Origin of the sequence: Nodosilinea sp. LEGE 07088 (assembly GCF_015207395.1) — a bacterium.
Classification (GTDB): Bacteria; Cyanobacteriota; Cyanobacteriia; order Phormidesmidales; family Phormidesmidaceae; genus Nodosilinea.
Map to the genome: position 1 here is coordinate 1 of NZ_JADEWX010000258.1, position 6,015 is coordinate 6,015.

At 55.1% G+C, this 6,015-nt stretch carries 2 protein-coding genes and 1 CRISPR repeat array; both genes read left to right on the forward strand.

Going from position 1 to position 6,015, the window contains the following annotated elements:
- Positions 1 to 3,356 (forward strand): hypothetical protein (locus IQ254_RS29120; protein WP_193969647.1); only part of this gene is annotated, 3,356 nt, incomplete at its 5' end.
- A gap of 324 nt (positions 3,357 to 3,680) precedes the next feature.
- Positions 3,681 to 5,351: direct repeats of the CRISPR family, unit length 35 nt; unit sequence GTTTCCATTAGTTCAACTTCCGAGGAAGTTTTGAG.
- 404 nt (positions 5,352 to 5,755) lie between these two features.
- Positions 5,756 to 6,015: DUF4058 family protein (locus IQ254_RS29125; RefSeq protein WP_193969648.1), on the forward strand; the 260-nt coding region annotated here is incomplete at its 3' end.

The window sequence follows — 6,015 nt, forward strand, 5'->3', positions numbered from 1 at the left end:
CCTCCTCACCACCCCACCTCCTCACCGCTGTCCAAACCCAAGCCACCGCTGCCCGCGAGGCGCTGAACCCGAGGATTTTGGAGCGCATTCCCAGAAAGGTGGTGCGGGAAAAGTATCTAGGAGCAATTGCGCGGGGCACTCACGAGCAAAAAGAGCGGCTGATCGCCATCATTGGCCCAGCAGGCTATGGCAAAAGCACCATCTTGGGCGACATCTACGACGAGCTACTAGCGGCAGAGACGCCCTGGGTCGGTTTAGTGCTGTGCAGCAGTTTGTCGCTATCGACTAGCTTTCGGGGGTTTGTGTCCTATGGGTTGGTGGCTTCCACCATGGCCGGGGCAATGCCCAGTGGCCCATCCCAAAACCAGCAGGAGATGATCGCGATCGCCCTGGGGCAGAGTCTGTGTGGCGACATGCACTCTGTGGTGGAAGCCTGCCAGGAGCTCAACCAAATCCTGGGGCGCGGTGTGCTGCTGATCGACACCCTGGACCTGGTGATTAACCGCGACTTTGTCGTGGCTTTTGGAGCGCTAATGCGCCAGGTGCTAGCGGCAGGCACCACAGTGGCCTTTACCTGCCGAGACCACGAATACAATGACTACCTGGAGCCGGTGAACCTGCGGCTGCCGGGGCTAAGCCAGGCGGCAGATCGCTACGCGGTGCCCAACTTTTCTACTGCTGAGATTCGGGCGGCGGCGGTGGCGTTCTTTCGCACCCTGGCTCCAGAGCAGCCGGAACGAGGTCAGGCATTTGCCGATAAGGTGCTGGCACTGTCTACCGACAACCGCTCCCTGCGCGACATTCTGGAAAGCCCGCTGCTGCTGGCCCTGCTGTGCGACTTATTTGGCGAAGCGGGGGATGTGCCCCCCGACCTGACCGTGAGCAAGCTGTACCAGCGCTACTGGCAAGAAAAAGTGGCCTACAGCCGGATAGACCAAAGCCACTATGCCCCCCTGGCAATGGAGAAAGAAGCCTTTTGCCTGGGAGTTGCCCAACGACTGTTTGAGCTATCGGAAAGCCGTCTGTGCGAGTCGTTTTACCGCGACGATCTGGGGCTGAGCTTTACCCCAGCGGTGCTGGCGGCCTACAACGACTTGCTCAGCGAAGGGGTGCTGACGCCATTGGGTAGCGGCAAGGTGCATTTTTTCCACCAGACCTTGCTGGAGTACGCGATCGCATACTGGCTCACCCGACAGTCGGCCACTGCCCAGCGCCACCAGTTCTTCGAGCAGCTTCAGCAGCCCGAAACCTTGACCCAGCGCACCCACTGGCTGCCAGTGCTGCGACAGTTTTTAGCGATCGCCGAGGAAGCCGAATTTGAAACCTGGGTGGCCCAGCTCGACCTCAATGCCATGGGTATCTTTGGTGCGGTTGCCTACGCTGCCGTGTCGCGCGATCGCCCCGATGCCCTCAGGCGGCTGTTGCCCACGGCTCTGCACCTGGGCGAACACCATCAGCGACGGCTGCGCCATGCGATCGCAGCGGCCCCCCGACTCCTGATCGAAAACACCTGGGATGTGTTGCTGACTCTGTTGCAAGAGGCAGACCATCGCACCGCTGGCAACACGGCCCAAATGGTCGGCGGCTTGCTAGAGCGCTGGTGGTCGGCTCTGAGGCAACGCCTCCCTGAAACCTTAGCCGTCGTTGCCAGGCGACCGCCCACAGAGCATCCCAAATTTCCCGAGGGTTACGACGACCGGGTGCAACTGCTGGGCTGGCTTCTGCAACCCTCCCTTCCGTTGATTCAGGCTAACCCGGAGGAGGCGTTGCTGGCGGCGCTGCGAGAGCAGGTCGATCTGGTGGGTCATGGTACCGCTGCCGGGATTGTGCAATGCCACCAGACGGCGACCCCAGCTGCCCAGCGAGACCTACTGCAACGACTGCTGGCCCATCCCGTTCCTCGCTATGAAGACATCAGAGACGCGCTGGGGGAGTTTGTCTCGGGCATGTTACCTGATCATGTGGCCCTGGGCCAGTTTCCCCTGGGGCAGACCTGGGCTGAGATTTTGCATCATCCTGCTCCGGCTCAGTGGGACAAGGTTCAAATCAAAGCGGTGGGGCGCTGGGCCGCTAAAGATGACGCTATCTTTTACGCCCTGATGGAGGACTATCTCTGTGGCCCTGCCGATCGCATTAGCCGAAACCTCAAGGCGCTGACCGAAAGCATTCAGCAGGGTGCTGGTACCTGGGTTTGGGCCTATCTGCGCTCCTACTCCCCCGACACGTCTCCACCGCTCTACCTGGAACGGCTGCCACGGCTGGTGCCCCCCAGTGCTGCCGGTCTTTACTCGGCTGAGGTGCAAGAGGCGATCGCCCAGTGGCTGCGGCCCCACCTGTCCGCCCAGGCAGAACCTCTGGCCCCACTGCTGAACATGCTGGCCGATGCCTCCCCCACGGCCCGAAAATTCCTAGAAGAAAGCCTGCCCCACCTTTCTCCTGCGCTACGGCACGAAATGACCCACCAAATGCTGCGGTTTCAGCCTTTAGAGACCCACCCGCCCCTGTACCAGTTCAGCGGCAAAGACCAGAAGTTTTTGGTCACCCTCTACCGTCAGCAGGCCCGCTATAACCCCGCTGCCCTGGCCAAACTGCTCGACGCAGCCCTGAGTACCAGCAACGATGCCGCCGTTGCCGCCAGCCAAGACTTGGCTAAGGTGGGAGGGGACTCACTGACGGTAGCCAATCTGTTGCCGCTAGTGCAATCGCGCTTTGTGGGCGTGCGGGCGAATGGGCTGGTGGCGATCACTACCCTTAACCAGCGGGCCATCGTCGTCGATGCCGCTTCCACAGACCTCAACGAAACTACCCTGGGCGAGATCTGCACCATTTTGGCTAACGAAGCCAACCCCACCGTTGTGAGGCATTTTTGCGATCTGGCGACCAACTGGGTACGACACTATCACCGGGTGCCAGTGCCGATTGTGGGTACGCTGCATACTCTATTGACTCGCATAGCCCGGCGAGGGGATTTGGAGGGCGGATTGGGGCGATCGCTGGTGGTGCTGCTGAAGGCGATCGCCCGTACCGAGGATTCTCGGTTGGATGTTGCCCAGCTTGATCAAGTAGTGCAGCAGTTGCTTATGGCCATTCCCATGACCCAGCTTAAAAATGGCGAGTCGGAAATTATTGACGTACTTTGCGCCCTGCATCGTCTCGACCCCACTGTGCTACCTACCCTCATTGACCAAATGCTGCCAGAGCTGCTGCGCCTGGGCTGGCTGCGCAATGCGGCCAGCATCATTAAAACGGCCCGCAAGTTGGAGGGGCCACAGTCGCCCCAGTTGGATATTGTGATGCAGCGCTATGGCCGTGATGCGACGGTGGAGAGTCTGGTGCTGGAGGCGCGGGGGATTTGAGGAAAGCCAGAAGGATGAAGGCAGAAGGCAGAAAAACGAAGAAATAGCAATTTGTAGGGTGCATTCGCGGCCTAAATTTCCATTTTGCTAAAGCCCCAGGTCTTTCCCGCTGGGCCGCAATACACCGCTTTGCGATCGTGGCGTTCTCTCTTTATAGCTTTGGTGCATTGCTCCGCTTCGCTGCACGTTGGCATTGCCGCGCCTGAGCGCTATGCACCCTACTTTTCCAATGAAAGACAAAGCAGAGTTTTAGCGCTCTAATGGCCCTATTTTTCTGTCATTGCTTGTAGGAAACACCAAATTTTGCCGTCGGCAAAATTTGGTGTTTCCATTAGTTCAACTTCCGAGGAAGTTTTGAGTAGGTGCCCCCGCTCTTGCTAACGGCAGCCACTCGTTTCCATTAGTTCAACTTCCGAGGAAGTTTTGAGTCCGCAGCCCGACGCTGAGTTCGTCTCAGGCCTGAAAGTTTCCATTAGTTCAACTTCCGAGGAAGTTTTGAGCAAGGATTCCCTGTAAGCGAGACCAACAAACCCACTGTTTCCATTAGTTCAACTTCCGAGGAAGTTTTGAGGGTTTGGGTTTGGTGTTTGGTAATGCAAGGGCTCAAGTTTCCATTAGTTCAACTTCCGAGGAAGTTTTGAGACTCCTGAGCAAAAGATCACTTTTTGGGCAGCCTATGGTGTTTCCATTAGTTCAACTTCCGAGGAAGTTTTGAGGATCCTAATCTCTTGGCTGTTCTTCAGTCCGGAAATGTTTCCATTAGTTCAACTTCCGAGGAAGTTTTGAGTCGCTAAGTGGGCAGCCTTAGGCGCCTTGCTTGTAACGTTTCCATTAGTTCAACTTCCGAGGAAGTTTTGAGCGTTTATCCTGTCCTCCTTGCAGCTGCAATGCGGGTTTCCATTAGTTCAACTTCCGAGGAAGTTTTGAGCAAGACTTTCTGAACTTTGTTGCAGCGGATGCTGGTTTCCATTAGTTCAACTTCCGAGGAAGTTTTGAGCTGCGCTCGCCACCGCATCTAATTCCCAAACTGATTTGTTTCCATTAGTTCAACTTCCGAGGAAGTTTTGAGATGAAAACCTCGAAGATGAAGTTTGGTTCGTTCTGGTTTCCATTAGTTCAACTTCCGAGGAAGTTTTGAGGTATGGGACGGAAGCCACTGGTTAGTGGCCTCAATCTGTTTCCATTAGTTCAACTTCCGAGGAAGTTTTGAGATGTCAAGAACCCATTGGGGTTCCCCTAGTATACAGTTTCCATTAGTTCAACTTCCGAGGAAGTTTTGAGCTGAATACTACGAGTTGAAGCAGCTGCTGGAGAGCTACGTTTCCATTAGTTCAACTTCCGAGGAAGTTTTGAGAAGAAGCGTGAGTGGTTGGCCAATCCGTGGCTACCGTTTCCATTAGTTCAACTTCCGAGGAAGTTTTGAGGATGATCGTCACGTTCCAGAGTATGATGCTCGGTGCGTTTCCATTAGTTCAACTTCCGAGGAAGTTTTGAGGAGCACTCGTTGGGTATGTACCGTTGTAAAGACGGTTTCCATTAGTTCAACTTCCGAGGAAGTTTTGAGCCGTTACATCCCCAGTGGCCCTGAGGCTATTCGTCTGGTGTTTCCATTAGTTCAACTTCCGAGGAAGTTTTGAGTCGGGTCGTTCATCAGTGCCTACGAAGGCTACTGGTAGTTTCCATTAGTTCAACTTCCGAGGAAGTTTTGAGTTATTCAACTCCGTGACTGGGGTTTGAGAGAGCTCGATCGTTTCCATTAGTTCAACTTCCGAGGAAGTTTTGAGTTCTTGGTACGTTCTTTACCATCTTCATTGGGGTTTCCATTAGTTCAACTTCCGAGGAAGTTTTGAGGTGGTCGAGGTCTGTGATGATTTCGGCTACACCGTTGCGGTTTCCATTAGTTCAACTTCCGAGGAAGTTTTGAGTTTTGCCCCCACACAAGCAGGAGTAACCTGTTTGTGTTTCCATTAGTTCAACTTCCGAGGAAGTTTTGAGGGTTGGGTTCTAGAACCCTTGCCACGCCTGCATTCTAACCCACCATTTTCGTCGGGGTCTACCCCACCCGCCCACTAATGATATTTTTTCGCAATAACGTCCTGTGGAAAACCCCTGAAAGCCTTGTATATCAATGGCCCCGCTGGGTTCGACGAGAGAATGCAGGTTTTGGCGATCCACAGACCCCGAGAAGAAACAGAGCTTTAAAGAGAATTTGCCATCTGACGGTGAGAAAAGCCCTGAAACCATAGCTGATGCTTCAAAATGAGTTTTTGTGTTTCTTGTTGGCTAGGGTTTCCGTGATCGCTCCCTTATTATCACTCGCCATCACCCCACCTCCTTATCACCCCACCACCTCACTTCCCCACCGTACAATTAAAGCAGCCGCTACGGAGTCCGCCGGAATGCCGCTGCCGTTTCCAGGGATGAACCCCTATCTAGAAAACTCTGACCTGTGGCCAGAGGTGCACCACCTGCTGATTAGCCTGCTGGCAGAAACCCTGAACCCCCAGCTTCTGCCGACTTACCGAGTGGCAATTGAAAAGCGAGTCTACCAACTCAGCGGCGAAGATGCGCTGCTGATTGGCATTCCCGATGTGGCGATCGCCGCCGCCCATTCTTTGCATAGCACCTACGCCCCCACTTCCCCATCACCCCATCACCC